We start from the raw sequence: 22,241 nt of genomic DNA, 5'->3' as shown, positions 1-22,241 counted from the left end.
TTTATCTTCGTAAAAGAAAATAGACTGGGGTAATTTAAGATTACTTAAACATTAATAAGAACAATACTGTGGAAAAATCCGCTTTTATCATATACGACGCTTCGGCCGGTTCGGGAAAAACGTATACGCTGGTTAAAGAATATTTGAAAATTCTGATGCTGGCAAATACGAATGATGCCTATAAAAAAATCCTCGCCATTACCTTTACCAACAAAGCGGTGGAGGAAATGAAATCGCGTATTGTGACTTCCCTGCACGAGTTTTCAAAGGACGAACCGAGCGAAAAAGCCCTAGATTTCATGAAAGACGTAGCGGCGGAAACGAATCTTTCATTGGCCACCATCAAAGACAAGTCGAAAGCAATTATCAAAAACATCATTCACAATTATGCGGCGTTTGACATTTCCACGATAGATAAATTCACACATAAGGTAATCCGCGCGTTTGCACATGATCTGAATTTACCCGTGACGTTTGAAGTGTCGCTGGAAACCGATTTGCTCTTGCAGGAAGCCGTGGATGCGATTATTGCCAAAGCCGGAGAAGATGAGGTGCTGACTAAAATACTGGTCGATTTTTCGGTAGACAAGACCGATAACGATAAGAGTTGGGACGTGACCCACGAATTGTTCGATGTGAGCAAACTGTTGGTCAACGAAAACAACCGAAACGAAATTTCGCATTTTCATGAAAAAACGATTGACGAATTTCTGGTGATCAAACAACAATTGTCGGAAGAAATTAAGAAGTTAGATGAAGAATGTGTGGCGTTCGCCAATGAAGCACTACAATTGATAGAAAGTAATGCGATTGATGTAAGTTCGTTTTCCCGCGGCACGTTCCCGAATCACTTGGGCTACATTCAGAAAGGCGAATTGAAAAGCTCACACAAAAAGTTTTTTGAACCCGATGACATTCAGGTAAATAAAACCGCAAAAGACAAAGCAATCATCGAAAGCATTGCGCCTGAATGGATTGCGATTTTGGCCAAAGTCTATAAAAATTACGAAAAGAAGAATTTCTATTCGGCTTTTCAGAAAAACATCACCCCGTTATCGTTGCTGAATTCCATCGCGCAGGAATTGGACGCGATTCAGAAAGAGAAAAACATTTTGTCGATTTCCGAATTCAACGCCATTATTTACAACGAAATTCAGAACCAGCCCGCGCCGTTTATTTACGAACGTTTGGGCGAGCGTTACAAGCATTTCTTTATCGACGAATTTCAGGATACGTCCGAAATGCAGTGGCACAATCTGGTACCATTGATTGACAATGCGCTTTCTTCCGAAGATTTGTCGGGAGCGCAAGGGTCACTCATGATTGTAGGCGATCCGAAACAGTCGATTTACCGTTGGCGTGGTGGAAAAGCGGAACAGTTCATCAGTCTGAGTAAAACCGAAAATCCATTTTCCAATCCGAGTAAACAGTTGGTACGATTGGGTACGAATTACAGAAGTTATTCGGAAGTCATCGCATTCAATAATGCGTTTTTTGCAATGCTGGCCGATGAATTTTCGAATGAAGATTATCAAGATTTGTACCGAAACAAAAGTCATCAGGAAGCCAACACCAAAAAAGGCGGTTATGTAAACATTTCCTTTATTCCGAAAGTGGAAAAATCCGACGAGACATCCGATGAAGAAACCGACGACAAAGAACAACTGTATCTGAAAGCCACTTTAGCGACGATTGAAAAAGTGAAAGCGAAAGGATTTCAGTACCGCGATATCGTTTTGCTTACGCGGAAGCGAACTTCAGGAGTAGCCTTGGCCAATTATTTAACCGAAAATGACATTCCGATTCTGTCTTCGGAAACCTTGCTGATTGATAACGCGACCGAAGTGAAGCTGATTTTGAACGTATTGCGCTATCTAAAAAACAGCAACGACAAAGAAGCCAAGGCAGCCTTTTTGTATTTCATCGCCAAAAACAAACAAACCGAATTGCCGATTCACGATTTCATCGAAACCGGAATGACCAAATTTTCGGAAGAAGAGCTGCAAAACTGGTTGATGGCATTCGGCATTGGCATCTCCTTTAAAAACTGCCGAAAAAAATCGCTGTATGAAGCGGTGGAGATTATTGTTTCGACCTTCATCAAAGAAAAAAGCACGGTTTCCTATGTGCAGTATTTTATGGATTTGGTGTTGGAACGCGATGTGCGTACCCAGGCCGGAATTTCCGATTTTCTGGAGTATTGGGAAAATAACGGCACCAAATTCAGTATTCCGTCTCCGGAAGGAAACGATGCGGTCCGGATTATGACGATTCACAAATCGAAAGGACTGGAATTTCCGGTAGTGATTTTTCCGTTTGCCGAAGAAGATTACGCCCGTTCGCCAAGAAATAAAATGTGGCTGGAACTGGAAGATGACAATTTGAATATCCCAAAAGCACTGGTCGATGCCAAAAAAGAAGTGGCCGAATACGGAGACAATGCTGCGCAGGTGTATGAGGAACGGAGCCAGGAAGAACTTTTGGATAACATCAATGTGTTGTATGTGGCGTTAACCAGAGCCGAAGAGCAGCTGTATGTCATTTCCAATAAAAATTTAACGAGTAAAGGCGAACTGACGAACAACATGTCGTCGTATTTTATCAAATACCTTGATTCTAAAGGCGTGTATCAGGACGATCAATCGGAATTTGAATTTGGCGACGGGAACCGACTTTCGGCATCCAAAGACGAAAAAGAAAAACAGCCTACCATAGAAATCGTGAAGGAAGTTTTCAATCCGAAGAAAATCAAAATCGCCCAACGTGAAGCCTTGATGTGGGGTACCGATCAAATCAAAGCGATTGAATTCGGAAACGTGATGCACGAGATTTTGTCGTTTGTGAAAACCGCCTCCGATGTTCATTTGGCAATCGAAAAAGCCATCGAGAGCGGCCTGATAACCGAATCGCAAAAACCGGAAGTGGAACGCACCCTGAGTGAAATTGTATGTCATCCGGAATTACAACGCTTTTTTGAAGCGGATAAAAAAGTGTTCAACGAACAGAATATCATTAAGCCGGGAACCGCAACCATCAAACCCGACCGTGTTTCGGTGCAGGGAAACTTGGCATATCTGTTGGACTACAAAACCGGCTCACATCAGACCAAATATGAAGCGCAGTTGGCAGAATACGAAAAAGCGTTACAGGAGATGGGATTTTCTGTAGAGAAAAAAACGTTGGTATATATAGGAGAAAAATTAGAAGTAGTACATTTGTAACTCAGAAAGCAGAAGGTTTAATCAATGAAAATAATCAAATAAGCAAACACACTATAATAATGTACGGAAAAATCAAAGAGCATTTGCAAAATGAATTAAATGCAATTCAGGAAAACGGGTTGTATAAAAAAGAGCGCATCATTACCTCGCCACAGGGTGCGGAAATTACCGTTAACAATGAGACGGTTTTAAATTTCTGTGCGAACAACTATTTGGGTTTGTCGTCCCATCCGGAAGTGGTACAGGCGGCCAAAGACACTTTGGATACGCACGGATTCGGAATGTCGTCGGTGCGTTTCATTTGCGGAACACAGGATATTCATAAAACCTTGGAAAAAAAGATTGCCGATTTCTACGGAACGGAAGATACGATTTTATACGCCGCGGCTTTTGATGCCAATGGTGGCGTTTTCGAACCGTTGTTAGGAGAAGAAGACTGTATTATTTCCGACAGTTTGAATCACGCTTCGATTATTGACGGGGTACGTTTGTGTAAAGCCGCCCGTTACCGTTATAAGAACAATAATATGGAAGATTTGGAACAGCAACTGATTAAGGCCAATCAGGAAGGACGTCGTTTCAAATTAATCGTTACCGATGGCGTGTTCTCGATGGACGGCTTGGTGGCGCCACTGGATAAAATCTGTGACTTGGCCGATAAATACGATGCGATGGTAATGGTAGACGAATGTCATGCTGCCGGTTTCATCGGGGCAACCGGAAAAGGAACGCTGGAGGCTAAAGGGGTAATGGGCCGCGTGGATATTATCACGGGAACCTTAGGAAAAGCACTTGGCGGTGCCATGGGAGGATATACTACCGCTAAAAAGGAAGTAATCGAGATTTTGCGTCAGCGTTCGCGTCCGTATTTGTTTTCGAATTCTTTGGCGCCTGCGATTGTAGGGGCTTCCATCAAGGTTTTTGAGTTGTTGGAAAAAGACACTTCGTTGCGTGATAAGTTGGAATGGAATACCAATTATTTTAAAGCGGGAATGAAAGCGGCCGGTTTTGATATTATTGACGGGGATTCTGCCATCGTTCCGGTGATGTTGTATGATGCAAAATTGTCGCAGGTAATGGCAGATGAATTGTTAAAAAAAGGGATCTATGTGATAGGTTTCTTCTTCCCGGTAGTACCAAAAGACAAAGCCAGAATTCGTGTGCAATTGTCTGCAGCTCACACTAAAGAACACTTGGATAAAGCGATTTTGGCGTTTACAGAGGTTGGAAAAATGTTAAATGTGATATAGATCAGGGTTTTTTTAGTAGGAAAATGTATTTTTTTTAACAAATCGCTTTGTAATTAATATTTAACCTCTTATTTTTGTCTCAATTATAATTATTGTAATTAAATAAAAAAAGTATGAAACATCTAAACAGATTATTTGTTGCTGCTCTTATGTTTGCAGGATTAAGCTCTCAAGCACAGGATAGTAACAATCCATGGGCTATCTCATTTGGTGCTAACGCAGTAGATGGTGGTAGAGTGAGTGCTGCTTCTAAAGTAGAAGATCAGTTTTCTCAATATTTCAATGCGAAAGCTTATTGGAATATCATTCCTTCAGTGTCTTACGTAAACGTATCAAGACACGTTGGTAACAACTTCTCTTTCGGAATTACGGGGTCGGTAAACAAAATTGATAAATTTGTTTGGGAAAGACCTACAAATCCTGGTGAATACCCGGTAACAAATCCTGGAGATTTAATGTATTATGCAGCTGACGGGGTTATCAAGTACAGCTTCATGAACGCTTTGAAATCGAAATGGATTGATCCTTCTGCACACATCGGTGGAGGTTACACTTTCATGGGTGATGCTTCTGCAGGTACGGTAAACGGAGGTTTAGGCTTAGCTTTCTGGTTCACAGAGCAAGTTGGTTTAACTTTCCAATCTACTTACAAACATTCATTCGACGAAACAAGAACGCCTAATGTAGATATCGCATCTCATTTACAGCACTTTGTTGGTCTTTCTTTCAAATTCGGAGGAAAAGATACAGACGGAGACGGAATCTATGATAAAGACGACGCTTGTCCAGAAGTTGCTGGTTTAAAAGAATTCCAAGGATGTCCTGATACGGATGCTGACGGAATCGCTGATAAAGATGATTCTTGTCCAGAAGTTGCTGGTCCAAAAGAATTAAACGGTTGTCCTGATACTGACGGAGACGGAATCGCTGATAAAGATGATGCATGTCCTGAAGTTGCTGGTCCTGCTGCTATGAACGGTTGTCCTGATACTGACGGTGACGGAGTAGCTGATAACCTTGACAAATGTGTTGACGTTAAAGGTCCTGCTGAAAACGCTGGTTGTCCTTGGCCTGATACAGACGGTGACGGTGTAGCTGATAAAGATGACAAATGTGTTGACGTGAAAGGTACTGTTGCAAACAACGGATGTCCTGAAGTGTCTGAAGACGCAATGAAAAAATTAAACGCTTACGCTAAAACGATTTTGTTCAACTCTGGTAAGTCTTCGTTCCAAAAACAAACTTTCCCGGTATTACAATCAATTGCTGCTATCTTGAAAGAGTATCCAACTTCTAAATTCAGCATTGAAGGTCACACTGATTCAAGTGGTTCAGACGCTGCTAACTTGAAATTATCTAAAGACAGAGCTGCTGCGGTTAAAAATTACTTAATCGATAACGGTATCGCTGCTGACAGATTAACTTCAGAAGGTTTTGGTGAGTCTAAACCAATTGACTCTAACAAAACAGCTAAAGGTAAAGCTAACAACAGACGTGTAGAAGTTAAATTAGCTAACTAATCTAGCCAAACAATCAAATAAATATTGAAACGTCCCGATTTATCGGGACGTTTTTTTTATTTTTATGGTATGACACATTTTTCTTTCCTCGATAAATTAAGCCATCAAATCGTTTCTGATTTCGGAACCTCCCTTTCGGAAATTACCATAATATTACCCAATAAAAGAGCCCGCGTTTTCCTTTTGGAAGCGCTGAAGGGACAATTGAATCAAACGGTCTTTGCTCCGAGCATTATCAGTATCGAAGATTTCATTCAGGATGTGGCGGGAATCAGAGCCATTGATCCGGTGGAATTGCTTTTCGAATTTTACAATGTTTACCTTTCGGTAACCCCTGTTGAAAAACAACAGGAATTTGATTTGTTTGCCAACTGGGGTAAAACCTTGTTGCAGGATTTTAATGAAATTGACCGCTATCTTTTAAAACCATCTCACGTTTTTTCGTATCTCAAGGATATCGAAGTCCTGAAACGTTGGGATTTGCAACCTTCTGAAACCACGGTTTTAATTGACAATCATCTGGAATTCTGGAGCCGCCTGCCGGAGTATTATGAAACATTATACGCGCATTTAAAAAATAAAGGTTTTGGCTATCAGGGGTTGATTTATCGGGAAGCCGTTGATAACTTACAGCATTTTTCCGAAGCGCTGGCAGGTAAAAGACTCATTTTTGCCGGTTTTAACGCGTTGAATCAGGCCGAGGAAAAAATTATACAGCAATTGTTATTCAACGAACAGGCAAAAATTTATTGGGATATTGATGCGGTATTTCTTAAAGACGGGCATCATGATGCCGGTTTGTTCATTCGTCGATTCCAGAAAGAATGGAAACAATACACCACCCAGCCTTTCGAATGGATTGTCAATGAGTTCGGCAAAGAGAAGAACATCCAAATCATAGGGACGCCCAAAACGATAGGACAGGCTAAAATTGCAGGAAAGATTGTTGAACAAATTCAGAATAACGGCCAGAGTCTGGATACAACGGCTTTGGTGCTTGGAGAAGAAAACCTACTGATTCCGGCACTTTATGCTTTGCCAAACACCGTCCAGAGTCTGAATATCACCATGGGCTACAGCAGTAAAAATAATCCTGCCCAGATTTTAGTCAGCAAATTGTTTAAGTTACATGCCAATGCGATCCAGCGTAGTGAAAAAAGCTATACGTTTTATTACAAAGAAGTCCTGGATATTCTCACGCATCCTTTGGTGGAGCCTTATAACAATGCTGCTGCCGTGATTCGCATTATCAATCAGAACAACATCACTTTCTTATCACAGAAAAAATTCCTCGAACTCAATCAGGATGCATCCGAACTGTTTCAACTCCTGTTTGAGCGTTGGGAGAATGATGCGGTTTCTGTTTTGAATCGGCTGTCGAGAATTATCCTTTCCATAAAATCTTTTTTAGGTAACGATTCGGAAGAAGACAAAGTAGCCAAAGCTTTTCTGTATTCCATTTTTAAGACGATTAACAAACTGATCAATTATCAGGAAAAATACAACCGAATCGATTCGGTGGCGATGTTGCATACGATTTACAAACAGATTGTCGATTTGGCTGAAGTTTCCTTTGAAGGCGAACCGCTTTCCGGACTGCAGGTTATGGGTGTGTTGGAAAGTCGCGTGCTCGATTTCGAAAACGTAATCATTACGTCTATGAACGAAGGGGTGTTTCCGGCGGGTAAATCGATGAATTCCTTTATTCCGTATGATGTGAAACGCGAATTGGGACTGCCAACCTACAAAGAGAAAGATGCGATTTATTGTTATCATTTTTATCACTTGTTGTTGCGCGCCAAGAATATTTATTTGTTGTACAATACCGAAAGCGAAGGGTTGGATGCGGGAGAGAAAAGCCGTTTCATAACACAACTGGAAATTGAGAAACAACCAAATCATACCATCACGCATCAGATTTACAATGCCTATTTGCCGGACAAGGCCTACGAACCGATTGTGGTGCCAAAATCCGAAAGGGTAATGGAACGACTGCAGGAAATCGCTACAGGAAAAGGGTTTTCGCCTTCGGGATTAACGAGTTATATCCGAAATCCGATACAGTTTTACAATCAGCGCGTGTTGCGTATTTCGGAAGTGGAAGAAGTGGAGGAAAATATTGCCTTGAATACGCTGGGAACCATTATTCACGGGGTTTTGGAAGAGTTGTACAAACCGTTTGTAGGCCAATTTCTGTCTGTTGAAAAAATTGCGGAAATGCTCTCCAAAGCGAATGGTGAAGTCGAAAAGCAATTCCGTGAGGTTTACAAAGAAGGGGAAATCAGGAAAGGAAAAAACCTTTTGGCTTTTGAAGTGGCCAAGCGTAATGTGTTCAATTTTCTGAATGAAGAAAAGAAACGGATTGAAAACGGTGATGAGGTAAAAGTACTCGCTCTAGAAATTTCATTGGATCGTACCTTGGAAGACGCCCGTTTGCCTTATCCGGTAAAAATCGCGGGTAATGTAGACCGAATCGAACAACGCAACGGAAAAATACGCATCATCGATTATAAAACCGGGAAAGTGGAACTTAAAAGCGTGCAGCTGAAAGACTGGACCGGCTTGACCTTAGACATCAAAAACGATAAGATTATCCAGTTGTTGTGCTATGCATTCATGTACGAGCAACAAACCAACGGCATGGAAATGGAAGCCGGAATTATTTCCTTCAAAAACATGAAAGCAGGATTTTTGCCTTTTGGAATCAAGGAAGATAAAAATGTGGATGTGGTAATAACTCCAGAAGTTTTGGATGCTTTTAAAACGGAAGTCATTGCACTTATTAATGAAATGCTAAATCCGGAAGTTTCTTTTGAAGAAAAATTGGATTAAACACTTTTAAAAAAATCCAACAACACTTTTCCCAGTTTGTCTTTGTTTTCGATGTGACTCATGTGTCCGTCCGGAAACGAAACGAATCGGACTTCCGTTCCGACAATCTGTTCCTTACTTTCATCGTAATTGAGCACCGGATCTTTTTGGCCTAAAATCAGCATAATAGGATAGGGAGCAAAATGCAATAGCACTTCACGGTCGTTCCGTGTTTTCATGCCTTCCAAAGCGGCTACGATTCCCTGAAGCGGCGTTTTAAGCGCTTCCAGTTTCACACTTTCAATCTCTTCGGTCAGTTTTTCACGGTTATCTTCACTGAACAAATTCGCTATCGACATGCGGATGAATGCGGAATAATCTTTTTTAACACAGATAATCGCCCTATCGCGATTTAATTTTCGTTCGTCGCTGTCGGCACGGGAGGTTGAGTTTAACAGTACTAAACCCTTTACGTTATCCGGATACATTTCTGCGAAAGCCAAAGCAACATAGCCTCCCATGGAATGTCCCACAAAAATGGCTTTTCGGATGCGTAACTCGTGTAAAACGGCATGAACCGCATCAGCCATATCTTCCATGGTGTGAATGTAACCCATGCATTCGGTTTTCCCGTGACCCAACAGGTCAATAGTGATGATACGGTATTTCTTTGAAAAAGAATCAAGGTAAAAATCCCACATGGTGGCGTTTTCCAGAAATCCGTGTAGCAGGACAAGAGCAGTTCCTTTTCCGGTTTCGGAATAGGCAATTTTGGTGTTTTTATGAAGAATGAATTTACTCACAGTCGCAGTTACGGTTTTCAGAGTCAAAAATACTGTTTAGTTGGCAACAAAAGAATTTTTTGCTCTAAAAAGAAAAGACGGTTCACTTTCGCAAACCGTCTTTTCTCTATTTTCAATAATCTAAGCTCTAAATTAAGCATTCATCAGACTCTCAATTTCGTCAGTTTCAATCGGAATGTTGCGCATTAAGTTGAACGGTTCGCCGTTGTCCTGAATCACCACATCATCTTCCAAACGGATTCCGAAACCTTCTGCAGGAATGTAAATGCCCGGTTCCACGGTAAATACCATATTCGCCTGCATCGGTTCGTGCAGTAAGCCGTAATCGTGCGTATCCAGTCCCATGTGGTGCGACGTGCCGTGCATGAAATATTTTTTATAGGCCGGCCAGTCCGGATTTTCGTTTTGTACATCAGCTTTGTCAATCAGTCCTAGGCCTAATAACTCGGAGGTCATGATTTTGCCTACTTCCACATGATACTGTTTCCAGAAATTTCCGGGAACCAGCATTTTGGTAGCTTCGTTTTTCACACGTAAAACGGCATTGTACACTTCTTTCTGTCTGTCGGAAAAACGACCGGAAACCGGAATGGTCCGGGTCATGTCGCTCGAATAATTGGCATATTCGGCACCCACATCCAAAAGCAGTAAATCACCGGCTTTACATTGCTGGTTGTTTTCTATATAATGCAAAACATTGGCGTTGTTTCCGGAGGCGATAATCGGAGTGTAGGCAAAACCTTTGGAACGATTTCTTAGGAATTCGTGAGCAAATTCGGCTTCGATTTCATACTCAGTTACGTTTGGTTTTACGAACGAAAGTACGCGACGGAATCCTTTTTCGGTAATGGTACACGCGTTTTGGATCAAATCGATTTCTTCGCTTTCTTTAATGGAACGCAAACGCTGTAAAATAGGATTCGATTTCTCCACCTTATGAGCCGGATAATTTTCTTTCCACCATTTGATAAAACGGGCTTCGCGGGTTTCCGTTTCAATCGTGGCACGGTAATGTTCGTTGGTGTTGATGTAAATCGTGTCGGCATACGCCATGATTTCTTTCAGCGTTTTATGGAAATCCTGCAGCCAGATTACCGTGCGAACTCCCGATACTTCAAACGCGCGTTCTTTGGTTAGTTTTTCGCCTTCCCAAACCGCAATGTGTTCGTTGGTTTCTTTTAAGAACAAAATTTCTTTCAGATTTTCATAGGGAGCATCCGGGAAAAGCAATATGATGCTTTCTTCCTGGTCTACTCCGGATAGATAGAAAATATCACGGTGTTGTGCGAAAGGCAACGTACTGTCGGCCGAAACAGGATAAATGTCGTTGGAATTGAAAACAGCAACACTTTTCGGCTTCATTTGCGCCATGAATTTACTTCTGTTTTTGACGAATAAATCACGGTCTATCTGATGGTATTTCATGATGAAATGGTTTATAGAATAATAAGAATTCAAATTTAGGAACTTTAAAGGCAAAAGTGTTTATTCGGTTTGATTTTTTTGTGCTATTTTAAAATTTTGCAATATATTGTGTTTGATTATCGTTCATTATATGTTTATTAGCACAAAAATGAAATGGTTTATTTTATAAAATAGGAAGATTATGCATATTAAAACGTTTTTATCGTTAGCGCTCTTTTCGGTAGTGTTTCTTTCCTGTACGGATCAGGATGATACAGAAGTGATAACGCCACAAGAGCCGCAGTTAATCGTAAAGTTTAAATTTGATCCTACACAGGTTCGTTTGAATAATTTGGGACAGCCATCGACGGTTCCGGTCGGGAGTGCGGCACAATCTCCGGTTTTTAATTCGATAAGCTCGCATTATCTTGAATTTGCGCCAACAGCCACCACCGCTTTGGGAGGCGGAACCATTTTATACCGTGCGGCAGAAACGACAGCCGGAGGAACAAACGCGATTGATTTCAGCAGAGCAAAAATAGTGGGTGAAGGAGAAGCGTTTCTATCCATTCCTTTGCGAAGTATTGCGGCAGGAAGTTACGAATGGGTGCGTTGTTCATTGTCGTATCAGAATTATAAGATCAATGTTTTAAGTGCAGGGACTGATTATGTGGGGACTTTGGCCAGTTTTGTCGGTTTCAACAATTATATTACCACACACAATATTGGGGCCTATGCCTTTCCGGTAAACGGAAACAGAAGTCAGGGGTATTGGGCTTTTGGTTTGGAGGGTTTTAACTATTCCACATCCGGACAGGCACCCGCAGGCGCGACCACCGTTCCTAATCCGTTAGCGGCGACGTCACCTATACCGGCAGGATCATGTGTAGTGACCGGTCAGTTTGCCAATGCTCTGGTGATTACAGGAACTGAAACGCAGGATGTTGTGGTGACGCTTTCACTATCCATAAATAACAGTTTTGAGTGGCAGGAAGTAAACGCAGACGGTAAATATGAACCGGCTGCAGGAGAAAATGTCGTGGATATGGGGCTTCGGGGATTGATTCCAAGTTACCAATGATATAAAAAAGCCGCTTGACATAAGCGGCTTTTTTATTTGAAATTAGGCATTTTAAATTCATTATAAATAAGCAACAAACGTTTGCGGATAAGGCGAAATAGCGTTATTTTTGTTTCACTTTTTTAAAAACTATTACACTCAAACAAATACTATGGCAAAATCTGCACTTTTAAAGTCGTCTATCGTAAAAAAATACTGGATGGCTCTTACGGGTTTATTTTTATGCTTGTTTTTGGCAGGTCACCTGGCCGGAAATCTTCAGTTGATTTTTGGCGATGCATTACAGTTTAATCAGTATGCGTTGTTTATGACTTCCAATCCGGCGGTAAAATTATTATCTTATGTAACCTACTTCTCTATTTTATTTCATGCGATCGACGGCGTTTTGTTAACGTACCAAAACGTAAAGGCAAGACCAATCGGTTATGCGAAAAGTAATCCTTCGGCAAACAGTAGTTTCTCGTCAAGAAATATGGCCGTTTTGGGAACACTGATTTTGGTTTTTATTGTAACACACATGGTCAACTTCTGGGCAAAGATGCATTTCGATAAGAATATGCCTGTTTATGCTGTTACCGTTGAGGCAATGGGTCAGAAGCAGAATTTGTATTACACCACTTCGGGGAACTATATTCCGGTAGAATCTGTGGGTAAAAACGTGCAGGATGCAACGCAGAATGGACAGCAGATTTATCTTGAGAATGGTCGCGAGTTTTTCAATACACAAGCGAAAATAAAAGTTAGTGAAGGATATAAGGATTTGCATAAAATCACTTTTGCCTTCTTCCAACATCCGAAAACAGGATTGATTGCAACCATTTTATATGTTTTGGCAATGATAGTCCTGTCTTTCCATTTGTTACACGGATTCCAAAGTGCATTCCAATCGTTGGGCGTAAATAATAAATTTACCCCTGCCATTAAGACTTTCGGAACATTATTCGCAATCATAGTGCCGCTATTGTTTGCTATTATTCCGGTTTACATTCACTTTGTTAAATAATCAACATCAAAATATATGAAGTTAGATTCTAAAATACCAGAAGGACCACTTGCACAAAAATGGACCAATCATAAAAATCACTTAAAATTAGTTGCTCCGAATAATAGACCAAAAATCGATATTATTGTAGTAGGAACTGGTTTGGCCGGTGCCTCGGCTGCTGCGTCTCTTGGCGAAATGGGGTATAATGTAAAAGCATTCTGTTTTCAGGATTCTCCTCGTCGTGCGCATTCCATTGCGGCTCAGGGGGGAGTGAATGCAGCTAAAAACTACCAAAATGATGGGGACAGTGTTTACCGTCTTTTCTATGATACTATTAAAGGGGGTGACTATCGTGCGCGTGAGGCAAACGTTCACCGTTTAGCGGAAGTGTCTGGGAATATCATCGACCAATGTGTGGCGCAAGGGGTTCCTTTTGCCCGCGAATACGGTGGAATGTTAGATAACCGATCGTTTGGTGGAACACAGGTACAACGTACTTTTTACGCTGCCGGACAAACGGGACAACAATTATTGTTAGGAGCATATTCAGCGTTATCAAGACAAATCGGATTGGGACGTGTAAAAATGTACAACCGTCACGAAATGTTGGATATCGTTAAGATAGATGGAAAAGCGCGTGGGATTATCGCTCGTGACTTAATCACCGGTGAAATCCAAAGACATTCGGCGCATGCTGTTATCATTGCCACCGGAGGATACGGGAATGTATATTTCTTATCTACAAATGCCATGGGAAGTAACGTAACGGCCGGATGGAAAATCCACAAGCAAGGGGCGTTATTCGCTAATCCATGTTATGTGCAGATTCACCCAACCTGTATTCCGGTTCACGGAACGAATCAGTCAAAATTAACCTTGATGTCTGAATCGTTACGTAACTCGGGACGTATTTGGGTGCCAAAGAAAAAAGAAGATGCGGAAGCCATTCGTGCCGGTAAATTAAAACCAACACAAATCGCCGAAGAGGACAGAGATTACTATTTGGAAAGAAGATACCCTGCTTTTGGTAACTTAGTACCTCGTGACGTAGCTTCCAGAGCAGCAAAAGAGCGTTGTGATGCCGGTTACGGAATTGAAGCTAACGATACCAATGAAGGAGTTTACTTAGATTTCTCTACTGAAATTCAAAATAAAGGGAAACAAGCCGCGTATGCTAAAGGAAATCACAATCCTTCTGCCGAAGAAATTACCGCTTTAGGGAAACAGTGGTTGGAAGAAAAATACGGTAACCTGTTTACCATGTATCAGAAAATTACCGATGAGAATCCATACGAAACTCCGATGAAAATTTATCCGGCGGTACACTACACCATGGGTGGGGTATGGGTGGATTATAACTTGCAGTCTACCATTCCGGGTTGCTTCGTAGCTGGAGAAGCCAATTTCTCTGACCACGGCGCGAACCGTTTGGGAGCTTCGGCTTTGATGCAAGGTTTGGCTGACGGTTATTTCGTATTGCCTTATACGGTTTCCAATTATTTAGCGGATGAAATCCGTACCGGTAAAATTCCAACAGATTCTCCAGAATTCTTAGAAGCAGAAGCTAGAGTTAAGGATACCATCACTAAATTCCTAAATAATAACGGTACGAAATCGGTTGATTATTTCCATAAAAAATTAGGTTTGATTATGTGGAATAAAGTTGGAATGGGACGTAATGAAGCGCAATTAAAAGAAGCGATTACCGAAATTGCGCAATTAAAGGAAGATTTCTACAACGATGTTTATGTACCAGGTAGTGCCGACGAGTTTAATACGGAATTGGAAAAAGTATTAAGAGTGGCTGACTTTATCGAGTTGGGGCAATTAATGGCAATGGATGCTTTACAGCGTAAAGAATCTTGTGGAGGTCACTTCCGTGAGGAATACCAAGATGCTGAAGGCGAAACATTACGTGATGACGAAAACTTCAAATTTGTTGGCGCCTGGGAATACAAAGGCGATGATATCAGCAAAGAAGAGCTTCACAAGGAAGAATTGAAATACGAAGAAATTAAAATTGCAGCTAGAAATTACAAATAGAAAAATTATGAGTGCAGCAAAAAACATAAATATTAACCTTAAAATTTGGCGTCAGAAAAACGCGAAATCAAAAGGGAGCATGGAAACTTATAAGTTGGATAATGTTTCTACTGCAAGTTCGTTTTTGGAGATGTTAGACCAATTGAACGAGCAATTAATTAACGAAAGAAAAGAACCGGTTGCCTTTGATCACGATTGTCGTGAAGGTATTTGCGGAATGTGTTCCCTATACATCAACGGGCGTGCACACGGACCGGATACCGGAATTACCACCTGTCAGTTGCACATGCGAATGTTCAACGATGGTGATACGATTTATATTGAACCATGGAGAAGTAAAGCGTTCCCGGTAATCAAGGATTTAGTGGTTGACCGAAGTGCGTTCGACAGAATCCAGCAAGCGGGTGGTTTCGTTTCGGTAAACACTTCCGGAAATACCATCGATGCCAATGCAACTCCAATTCCTAAACACGATGCGGATAAAGCTTTCGAAGCGGCTGCTTGTATCGGCTGTGGTGCTTGTGTGGCTACATGTAAAAACGGATCGGCCATGCTGTTCGTGGGTGCAAAAGTATCACAATATGCGTTGTTACCCCAAGGAAAAGTGGAAGCCACTAACCGTGTTTTAAATATGGTACGTCAGATGGATGAAGAAGGATTCGGAAACTGTACAAACACGGGAGCCTGTGAAATCGAATGTCCGAAAGGAATTTCATTGGAAAACATCGCGCGTATGAACAGAGAGTTCTTAAAAGCAAGTTTGAAATAAATTGCAGCCTATGAAAAAGATATTCCTACTGTTTTTGGTGACAACATTTGCCGTTTCGTGTTCAGATGAAAACGCTTCCTCAAACGAGAACCCAACTACGTTTCCTATGTCCGCTTCCATTGATTCCCAGTCTTTTCCAATGGAACCCGAGGCGGGAGGGAATTTCAGCGATGCTACCGGTGGAATCTACGGATCGGAATATCATTTGTTAGAAGGTTATAGAATGCAAAGTATAGCAACTGCAAAGACCACCTTAAAAGATTACAAGTATTACATTCGATTGGCAATTCCAAAAATCGATGTCAGTGTTGGAACACATACTTTTACCAACACACATATTCCGAATGGGTATTTTGCGGATTTGGATATTGCAGCCGTAGTGGATGATAACGGAGAGAATGAAGCTACCTTTAATGGGAAGATAATTGTTAACAGCTATGATGTTGCCACACAAAGGGTAAAAGGAACGTTTGAATTCAAAACCAATAACGGTGTTACGGCTACCCAAACTCATGTTGTTTCGGGTACTTTCAACTATGTTTTAGCCGATTAAATAAATACAGTTCTATAAAAAACGCATTCGACATTGTTGGATGCGTTTTTGTTTTTAGTAATTTTAACAAAAAGTCACGTTATGCAAATTTCCATTATTCAGGCACCGCTTTCTTGGGAACATCCGGAGGCCAATCGAAATTATTTCACTCAGAAAATTCAAGAGGTTTCCTCAGATACTTTGTTGGTGGTTTTGCCGGAAATGTTCACAACAGGATTTACAATGAATCCGCACAATGTGGCGGAAACGATGGATGATGTTACGGTACATTGGATGAAATCCATTGCCAAAGAACGTAATTTTGCTATTACGGGGAGTATCGTTATTCGCGAAGATGACAAGTATTACAACCGATTGCTTTTCGTATTTCCTACAGGTGAAGTCGAATTTTACGACAAGCGTCACGGGTTTTCATTGGCCGGTGAAGATAAAGTGTATACCAGAGGAACCAATAAAAAAATCATCAGTTATCTGGGTTGGAAAATTTGTCCGTTCATCTGTTACGATTTGCGTTTTCCCGTTTTTTCCCGTTTCAATGACGATTACGATTTGCTGATTTATGTAGCCAATTGGCCGAAACCGAGAATCAACGCCTGGGATGCTTTGCTAAAAGCCAGAGCTATTGAAAACATGTCGTATGTTGTGGGGGTTAACCGAATTGGTGAAGATGAAAACAATAACGCATATCCCGGGCATTCTCAGGTCTTGGATTACCTCGGAAATTATATGATTGAACCTTTAGCGAAAGAGGCAATTGCTACAATTCAGTTGGACAAGGAAACCATGTTGGCCAATCGCCATAAATTCGGGTTTTTGCGCGATCGGGATACTTTTACTTTGTCAGTATAAAACGTTCTTCCCAATCCCAGTTGGCCCGAATGTCCAATTCTTTGGGGAAATAAATGACTTCTTCTGCCTGCCGTTTTTCCTGGAAATTTCCTGTGGTCCATTCGCCGTCTTTATTGTCATCATAAATGATACGAAGCGTATATTTGTTCGGTTCCAGGGCTTCAAAATTCAAAACGGTTTCCCTTTCGGAATACGCGGAGGCAATAATATCTTCTTTGGCATTCAACAGTTCCACGATTATAGGGAAGCGATTCACGTTTTCCAGGTTGAGTCTCAGATTTCCGTAATCGGTAAGGTTTTTGGTGGTTACCGTATAATGCAAAGTGTCATTCTCTTTTTCGTAAAAATCTTTCAAGGCTCCAGGAAGCAGCGTGATGTTGTATTTTTCGTTTTCTTCTTTCTTGAAGTCCAATTCGATTTCCTGTTCCAATTCTTTATATTTGGAAGTGAAAGGCACATTGCTGGAATCCTTTTTGGTGATGGAAATTCTGGAAGGCTCTATTTTAGTAATCGGCAATGACGGAGTAAGGGTGAACAATTCACGGAAATTTAAGATTCCTTTTTGTTTGGAATCTACGCTTAATGTATCCGTTGTTTTCATTTCCTTGATACGGGAATGGAATTGTTTCGAATACTCCCCGTTGGTAACTGTAATCTGAACGGAATCGGTTTTGATTTTCGGAATCCAAATTTGCAAAGAGTCTTTCCCTGCAAATTGGGTAAGTCTTGAATCAATATTTTCCGTTCCGTTTCTGACGGTTATTTTGGTGTTTTTCGGATTCCCTTCGTATCCCATTATTAGCTTATTCGAACTGGCCTGAGTTGGTTTTTGGGCTTTAAAAGTGGCTTTTTCTTTGAACAACTCCAATTTGTAAAGCGTATCGTTCGGAACGGTAACCGGGAATTTTACAAAACCTATTTTGTCGTCTTTCGGATCGAATTTGTAGTTGTTATTCTTGTCTTTTAATGCGATAAGATGGTACTTGCCGGGTTTAAGGTTTTCCAGCGTATAGCTCTTTAAGCTGTCGAGGGTGTTGGTCACGTAGTGCGGCGTTTTCTTATAAAGCGTCGAATCCGAGAAAGTGGCCGCTTCATAAAGCATCACGGTCACAAAATTATCCGGTTTTTTTGAATATGCATCTTTAATCACGCCGCTCAGTTTCAGCGAATCGATATAAGTGCCGGTAGACATTACATATTTAAACTGGGAATACGGATTTCCTTCATTGTTGTCTGTAATACTCTGACCGAAATTGAAACTGTATGTGGTGTTGGCTTGTAATGTATCTATTATTTTTATGGTGATGAATTTGCTGGCATTTCCCATGGGAACAATTACAGGCGCATTTTTCATCGGGGGGGAAATAATCAGCTGTTTGTTGATATCTTTGATTTTGATGTACTCGTTAAAATTGATTTTAATGAAATCGCCTTTGAAATCGGTGCTGAAATTCTTCGGTACACTATTTACAATCCTAGGCGGAATAGTGTCTTTGGTACCACCCGTAATGGTGCCTCTTTTGGCACATCCTGTAACTAAGATTGAAAAGAAAACGATAAAAAGTATAAATCTCGATTTTAACATCCTGAATTTCATTTAACACCACAAAATAACAATTATATTTAGTGGAAACGAAATGTTTTATACAAAATTATGAATGCGCATAAGCAATGGTGATTACGCTCAATTTTGCACCCGGAATTTTCAGTATCGCTTTCCCGCAAGCTTCCAACGTAGCCCCGCTGGTAATCACATCGTCAATCAGCAGAAAATGCTTGTCGTGGTCTTTTTCCGAGAAACGCACGTCAAAGAGGGAAGTGTTTATTTCTGTTCTTCCCAAGAGGCTTTTCTTGGTTTGGGTTTTGGAATACTGTTTGCGCTCCAAAAGGGTATCGTTAAACCGAATGGCGATCCCTTCGGATAAGGACAATCCGAAACGGGTCACCTGATTGTACCCTCTTTCCCTAAGTCTTTTCGGATGCAGCGGCACGGGAATTATTTCGTCAAATTTTTCAGTCGCGTGGATTCGGGTCAGCTCCGGATGGTATAAATCACCCATAAGGGCTCCAATGTCTTCTGCACCTTTGTATTTTAATTTGTGAATGAGCTCCTGAACAATTCCTTGTTTGTGGAAGTACACAATCGACGAAGCGTGCGATACAGGCAAACGACCGTAAAATTTCTTATAGGTTTCATTCGTTTTAACGGAATGATGGTTGGTAAAAGGCAAATCGTGTCGACAAGACGAACAAAGTACGTTTTCATTCGTTAGTAAAAGGGAATCACAACCATTGCAGATTTTCGGAAAGAGTAAGTTAATCAGGTTTTTTATCATTTCATCGATTTTTTTAGGTGGTTCTTTGATGTAAGGGTAAATTGTAGCATATTATTTTCACAAAATGCCACAAAACAAATTATTACACTTAACCAGCTCCGGCGTTGGTTTTTTGGTTATAGGATTAATCATCGTTTCTTTCAAGACGTATGATTTTTCTGTACAAAATCAACACCTCAAAGATAAAATTTCTTTGGAGAAATCCTTACATCAGAATCAAATATCTGAAATACTGAAGCGGTACGACTCTTTGAAAGCAATTCGTGAAGAAAACACGGTGTTAGTAAAGGAGGAGGTGAAATCGGAGCCTGAAAATACCGATAAGCCTCGTCTTCTTGCGGTTCATGCGGGTGCTAAAAAGGAAAAGGCAAAGAATCTGAAGGCGGTCAACGTGAGTGCCCGTGCGGTCCGAATCATTTCAAAAGATGTGGTGGAAACCAATAAAGCATCAAAAATCGATCAGGTTCGCGTTCGTTTTACCTTAGAGGAAAATAAAGACATTCCGTCCGGCGATAAGCAACTCTTCATTCAGATTGTCAACCCCAAGAAACGATTGTTGGCTTTGAAAGGCAAATACGAAACGAAGTTGTCCAAAGCCATTTTTTACAACAGACAGCATACGGATGCCTGTTTGTTTATAGATCTGCACCAACACCAACTGATTGTGGGGGATTATAAAGTTAACCTTATTTCCAATGGGGATATAATAGGTTCCGCCAATTTTAGGGTCAATTAAAATTCTTCCAAAAAGATAGTTTTCCTGCTATTTTTTCCCGAGCTATTTTTATACTTTTGCGTCACTATGGCAAAACAAGAAGACTTATTTAAGAATGTAGTTTCGCATGCGAAAGAATATGGATTTATTTTCCAGTCAAGCGAAATTTATGATGGTTTGAGTGCAGTATACGACTATGCTCAAAACGGAGTGGAACTAAAGAAAAACATCCGTGAATACTGGTGGAAATCCATGGTCCAGATGCATGAGAATATCGTGGGCATTGATGCTGCGATATTTATGCACCCAACCACATGGAAAGCCTCCGGTCACGTAGATGCTTTTAACGACCCGTTAATCGACAATAAAGATTCCAAAAAAAGATACCGTGCCGATGTTTTAATTGAGGATTATGCCGAAAAATTAAATCAGAAAGCACAAAAAGAAATCGAGAAAGCAAGAACCCGTTTCGGAGAGGCTTTCAATGAGCAGGAATTCATTACCACCAATGCGCGTGTGATGGAATATCTTGGGAAGAAAAAAGAGATTCTGGAACGAATGGCGCGTTCACTGGAAACCGAAAATCTGGCCGACGTGAAAGCGTTAATCGAAGAGCTGGAAATTGCGGATCCGGAAACCGGTTCGAGAAACTGGACGGAAGTGCGTCAGTTCAACCTAATGTTCGGAACCAAGTTAGGCGCTTCCGCCGATACGGCAATGGATTTGTATTTGCGTCCGGAAACGGCTCAGGGCATTTTCGTTAATTTCCTCAACGTACAAAAAACGGGTCGTATGAAGATCCCGTTCGGAATCGCACAAACCGGAAAAGCTTTCCGTAATGAAATCGTAGCACGTCAGTTCATCTTCCGTATGCGCGAGTTCGAACAAATGGAAATGCAGTTTTTCGTGCGTCCGGGCGAAGAAATGAAATATTACGAGTATTGGAAAGCAACCCGTTTGAACTGGCATTTGTCACTTGGTTTAGGAAAGGAGAATTACCGTTTCCACGACCATGAGAAGTTAGCACATTATGCCAACGCTGCTGCCGATATCGAGTTCAACTTCCCGTTCGGATTTAAAGAACTGGAGGGAATTCATTCGCGTACCGATTTCGATTTAAAAGCACACGAACAATTCTCAGGAAAGAAAATGCAGTATTTCGATACCGAATTGAACCAGAATTACACACCATACGTGGTGGAAACTTCAGTAGGTTTGGATCGTATGTTCCTTGCCGTTTTCTCGAACTCTTTAAAAGAAGAAACATTGGAAGACGGTTCCACAAGAACGGTTTTGCAATTGCCTTCGGTATTGGCGCCAACCAAAGCAGCCGTTTTACCTTTAGTGAAAAAAGACGGGTTGCCGGAAATCGCAAGACAAATCATCGAAGACCTGAAATGGGATTTCAATGTGGCGTATGACGAAAAAGATGCGGTGGGACGTCGTTACAGAAGACAGGATGCGCTTGGTACGCCTTTCTGTATCACGGTAGATCACCAGACTTTGGAAGACCAGACGGTTACAATCCGTCACCGTGATTCCATGCAGCAGGACCGCGTGAAAATTGAAGAATTAAGAAGCATTATCAACAACGAGGTTTCCATGAGAAACTGGTTGATGAAGATGTAGTGCTGATATAGAAGTGTAAAAAAACCCGAATCGTTACAAGATTCGGGTTTTTTTATGGATGAAAATAAAGTATCGGGAATTTAAATGTGTAAAATAACAAAACCGTAAGTCTTTGTTGAAAAAACCGTAAAACCGAATATTGGAGAAGTGTTATTTTTGTTTAGAAAATTTACCTAATCAGATAAGGAAACGAAATAGGTATAATTTTTAACTTTTTTTGACTTATTTATATTGACAAGACAGTTGGTTAAGGTATCGCAATATGCCTAGCT

Annotated in this window: 16 protein-coding genes; 12 read left to right on the top strand and 4 right to left on the bottom strand. The window is 41.0% G+C overall.

Annotation, left to right across the window (positions count from 1 at the left end; genetic code table 11):
* Nucleotides 1-68 precede the first annotated feature (68 nt).
* The 4 genes from BLQ05_RS12335 to BLQ05_RS12320 all read left to right on the top strand — a co-directional run bounded on the left by BLQ05_RS12335 (nt 69) and on the right by BLQ05_RS12320 (nt 8,823).
* Entirely contained in the window at nt 69-3,221 is a 3,153-nt protein-coding gene (locus BLQ05_RS12335) for a UvrD-helicase domain-containing protein (protein ID WP_023577458.1), read from the top strand.
* A gap of 59 nt (nt 3,222-3,280) precedes the next feature.
* Entirely contained in the window at nt 3,281-4,471 is a 1,191-nt protein-coding gene (gene kbl, locus BLQ05_RS12330; RefSeq protein ID WP_023577459.1) for a glycine C-acetyltransferase, read from the top strand.
* A 113-nt stretch (nt 4,472-4,584) separates the two neighbouring features.
* Nucleotides 4,585-5,991 (top strand): OmpA family protein, encoded by a 1,407-nt coding sequence (locus tag BLQ05_RS12325; protein ID WP_023577460.1) that lies wholly within the window; start codon nt 4,585-4,587, stop codon nt 5,989-5,991.
* 69 nt (nt 5,992-6,060) lie between these two features.
* Nucleotides 6,061-8,823 carry a PD-(D/E)XK nuclease family protein gene (locus BLQ05_RS12320; protein WP_035654950.1) on the top strand — a complete coding sequence of 921 codons (2,763 nt, stop codon included), beginning with the start codon at nt 6,061-6,063 and terminating at the stop codon, nt 8,821-8,823.
* Here BLQ05_RS12320 and BLQ05_RS12315 read toward each other — a convergent pair.
* Nucleotides 8,820-9,605, bottom strand: a complete 786-nt coding sequence (locus BLQ05_RS12315) for an alpha/beta fold hydrolase (protein WP_035654963.1) — start codon at nt 9,603-9,605, stop codon at nt 8,820-8,822. The genes BLQ05_RS12320 and BLQ05_RS12315 overlap by 4 nt on opposite strands.
* Before the next feature lie 132 nt (nt 9,606-9,737).
* Nucleotides 9,738-11,030 (bottom strand): aminopeptidase P family protein, encoded by a 1,293-nt coding sequence (locus BLQ05_RS12310; protein WP_023577463.1) that lies wholly within the window; start codon nt 11,028-11,030, stop codon nt 9,738-9,740.
* 181 nt (nt 11,031-11,211) lie between these two features.
* Here BLQ05_RS12310 and BLQ05_RS12305 point away from each other — a divergent pair, with 181 nt between their 5' ends.
* The 6 genes from BLQ05_RS12305 (at nt 11,212) to BLQ05_RS12280 (ending at nt 17,289) form a co-directional block, all read left to right on the top strand.
* Complete coding sequence (locus tag BLQ05_RS12305; RefSeq protein WP_023577464.1) at nt 11,212-12,090, top strand: hypothetical protein; 879 nt, start codon at nt 11,212-11,214, stop codon at nt 12,088-12,090.
* Between the two features lie 151 nt (nt 12,091-12,241).
* Nucleotides 12,242-13,093 carry a succinate dehydrogenase cytochrome b subunit gene (locus BLQ05_RS12300; RefSeq protein WP_023577465.1) on the top strand — a complete coding sequence of 284 codons (852 nt, stop codon included), beginning with the start codon at nt 12,242-12,244 and terminating at the stop codon, nt 13,091-13,093.
* A gap of 15 nt (nt 13,094-13,108) precedes the next feature.
* Nucleotides 13,109-15,118 carry a fumarate reductase/succinate dehydrogenase flavoprotein subunit gene (locus BLQ05_RS12295; RefSeq protein ID WP_023577466.1) on the top strand — a complete coding sequence of 670 codons (2,010 nt, stop codon included), beginning with the start codon at nt 13,109-13,111 and terminating at the stop codon, nt 15,116-15,118.
* Between the two features lie 7 nt (nt 15,119-15,125).
* Entirely contained in the window at nt 15,126-15,887 is a 762-nt protein-coding gene (locus BLQ05_RS12290) for a succinate dehydrogenase/fumarate reductase iron-sulfur subunit (RefSeq protein ID WP_023577467.1), read from the top strand.
* Nucleotides 15,888-15,897: 10 nt separating this feature from the next.
* Nucleotides 15,898-16,440, top strand: a complete 543-nt coding sequence (locus BLQ05_RS12285) for a hypothetical protein (protein ID WP_023577468.1) — start codon at nt 15,898-15,900, stop codon at nt 16,438-16,440.
* Between the two features lie 81 nt (nt 16,441-16,521).
* The gene (locus tag BLQ05_RS12280) at nt 16,522-17,289 is read left to right on the top strand and encodes an amidohydrolase (RefSeq protein WP_023577469.1); all 768 of its coding nucleotides are present in this window, start codon (nt 16,522-16,524) and stop codon (nt 17,287-17,289) included.
* On the opposite strand, the gene BLQ05_RS12275 is transcribed toward BLQ05_RS12280, so the two are convergent.
* Nucleotides 17,273-18,874: an Ig-like domain-containing domain gene (locus BLQ05_RS12275; RefSeq protein ID WP_023577470.1), complete on the bottom strand. Its 1,602-nt coding sequence runs from the start codon at nt 18,872-18,874 to the stop codon at nt 17,273-17,275. The two genes, BLQ05_RS12280 and BLQ05_RS12275, sit on opposite strands and share 17 nt — an antisense overlap.
* 67 nt (nt 18,875-18,941) lie before the next feature.
* Nucleotides 18,942-19,625 (bottom strand): ComF family protein, encoded by a 684-nt coding sequence (locus BLQ05_RS12270; protein WP_023577471.1) that lies wholly within the window; start codon nt 19,623-19,625, stop codon nt 18,942-18,944.
* Nucleotides 19,626-19,689: 64 nt separating this feature from the next.
* Between BLQ05_RS12270 and BLQ05_RS12265 the strand changes: the two genes are divergently transcribed.
* Both BLQ05_RS12265 and BLQ05_RS12260 read left to right on the top strand, forming a co-directional pair.
* Complete coding sequence (locus BLQ05_RS12265; protein ID WP_023577472.1) at nt 19,690-20,361, top strand: hypothetical protein; 672 nt, start codon at nt 19,690-19,692, stop codon at nt 20,359-20,361.
* Nucleotides 20,362-20,427: 66 nt separating this feature from the next.
* Nucleotides 20,428-21,969: a glycine--tRNA ligase gene (locus BLQ05_RS12260; protein ID WP_023577473.1), complete on the top strand. Its 1,542-nt coding sequence runs from the start codon at nt 20,428-20,430 to the stop codon at nt 21,967-21,969.
* The last annotated feature ends 272 nt before the right edge of the window (nt 21,970-22,241 follow it).

It is taken from the genome of Flavobacterium saliperosum (assembly GCF_900100625.1).
GTDB lineage: Bacteria > Bacteroidota > Bacteroidia > Flavobacteriales > Flavobacteriaceae > Flavobacterium > Flavobacterium saliperosum.
The sequence above is the reverse complement of the archived record's forward strand: the minus strand, read 5'-3'. Positions and strand labels throughout refer to the sequence as shown.

Excerpts from the sequence above, each read along its gene's own strand:
- BLQ05_RS12290 (WP_023577467.1), top strand. The coding sequence starts at position 15,126 with ATGAGTGCAGCAAAAAACATAAATATTAACCTTAAAATTTGGCGTCAG.
- BLQ05_RS12305 (WP_023577464.1), top strand. The coding sequence starts at position 11,212 with ATGCATATTAAAACGTTTTTATCGTTAGCGCTCTTTTCGGTAGTGTTT.
- BLQ05_RS12310 (WP_023577463.1), bottom strand. The coding sequence starts at position 11,030 with ATGAAATACCATCAGATAGACCGTGATTTATTCGTCAAAAACAGAAGT.
- BLQ05_RS12280 (WP_023577469.1), top strand. The coding sequence starts at position 16,522 with ATGCAAATTTCCATTATTCAGGCACCGCTTTCTTGGGAACATCCGGAG.
- BLQ05_RS12275 (WP_023577470.1), bottom strand. The coding sequence starts at position 18,874 with ATGTTAAAATCGAGATTTATACTTTTTATCGTTTTCTTTTCAATCTTA.
- BLQ05_RS12295 (WP_023577466.1), top strand. The coding sequence starts at position 13,109 with ATGAAGTTAGATTCTAAAATACCAGAAGGACCACTTGCACAAAAATGG.
- BLQ05_RS12270 (WP_023577471.1), bottom strand. The coding sequence starts at position 19,625 with ATGATAAAAAACCTGATTAACTTACTCTTTCCGAAAATCTGCAATGGT.
- BLQ05_RS12285 (WP_023577468.1), top strand. The coding sequence starts at position 15,898 with ATGAAAAAGATATTCCTACTGTTTTTGGTGACAACATTTGCCGTTTCG.
- BLQ05_RS12300 (WP_023577465.1), top strand. The coding sequence starts at position 12,242 with ATGGCAAAATCTGCACTTTTAAAGTCGTCTATCGTAAAAAAATACTGG.
- BLQ05_RS12265 (WP_023577472.1), top strand. The coding sequence starts at position 19,690 with ATGCCACAAAACAAATTATTACACTTAACCAGCTCCGGCGTTGGTTTT.
- BLQ05_RS12325 (WP_023577460.1), top strand. The coding sequence starts at position 4,585 with ATGAAACATCTAAACAGATTATTTGTTGCTGCTCTTATGTTTGCAGGA.
- BLQ05_RS12260 (WP_023577473.1), top strand. The coding sequence starts at position 20,428 with ATGGCAAAACAAGAAGACTTATTTAAGAATGTAGTTTCGCATGCGAAA.
- BLQ05_RS12320 (WP_035654950.1), top strand. The coding sequence starts at position 6,061 with ATGACACATTTTTCTTTCCTCGATAAATTAAGCCATCAAATCGTTTCT.
- kbl (WP_023577459.1), top strand. The coding sequence starts at position 3,281 with ATGTACGGAAAAATCAAAGAGCATTTGCAAAATGAATTAAATGCAATT.